This window comes from Anaerococcus sp. NML200574 (genome assembly GCF_026131665.1).
GTDB classification, from domain to species: Bacteria; Bacillota; Clostridia; order Tissierellales; family Peptoniphilaceae; genus Anaerococcus; species Anaerococcus kampingae.
Map to the genome: position 1 here is coordinate 1 of NZ_JAMXSM010000069.1, position 1,052 is coordinate 1,052.

The window sequence follows — 1,052 nt, forward strand, 5'->3', positions numbered from 1 at the left end:
GAACACATCGATAAAGCTCCAGAAGAAAGAGAACGTGGAATCACAATCAACACATCAGTAGTAGAATACGAAACAGAAAAAAGACACTACGCACACATCGACGCTCCAGGCCACGCTGACTACGTTAAAAACATGATCACAGGTGCAGCACAAATGGACGGTGCAATCATCGTAGTATCTGCAGCAGATGGTCCAATGCCACAAACAAGAGAACACATCCTACTAGCAAGACAGGTAGGTATACCAAAAATCGCAGTATTCCTAAACAAAGAAGACCAAGTAGATGACCCAGAACTAATCGAACTAGTAGAAATGGAAGTAAGAGACCTACTAAACGAATACGACTTCGACGGCGACAACTGCCCAGTAGTAGTAGGATCAGCTCTAAAATCACTAGAAGAAGGTGGAGAAGGTCCATGGTCAGATAAGATTCTTGAACTAATGGATGATGTAGATGAATACTTCGACATCCCAGAAAGAGACAACGACCAACCATTCCTAATGCCAGTAGAAGACGTAATGACAATCTCAGGACGTGGAACAGTAGCAACAGGTAGAGTAGAAAAAGGAACACTAAAAGTAGGCGATACAGTAGAAATCGTAGGTCTAACAGAAAAAACATCTCAAGCAGTAGTAACAGGTGTAGAAATGTTCCATAAATCACTAGACCAAGCAGAATCAGGAGACAACGTAGGAGTACTTCTAAGAGGTGTTCAAAGAGACGAAATCTCAAGAGGCCAAGTACTAGCAAAACCAGGTTCAGTACACCCACACACAGAATTCGAAGGTCAAGTATACGTACTAACCAAAGAAGAAGGTGGACGTCACACACCATTCTTCTCAGGCTACAGACCACAATTCTTCTTCAGAACAACAGATGTTACAGGTGACATCCAACTAGAAGACGGAGTAGAAATGGTAATGCCAGGAGACAACGCAACATTCAAGATCACACTTCAAAAGCCAATCGCTCTAGAAGAAGGTCTAAGATTCGCTGTTCGTGAAGGTGGTAGAACAGTAGCATCAGGAGTTGTTTCTAAGATAGTTAAATA

General features: G+C 42.3%; 1 protein-coding gene. It reads left to right on the plus strand.

Translation table 11 applies throughout. The features are described 5' to 3' along the window. The coding region (tuf, locus tag NH286_RS10640) for an elongation factor Tu (protein ID WP_265238790.1) at positions 1 to 1,052 on the plus strand (1,052 nt) is incomplete at both ends.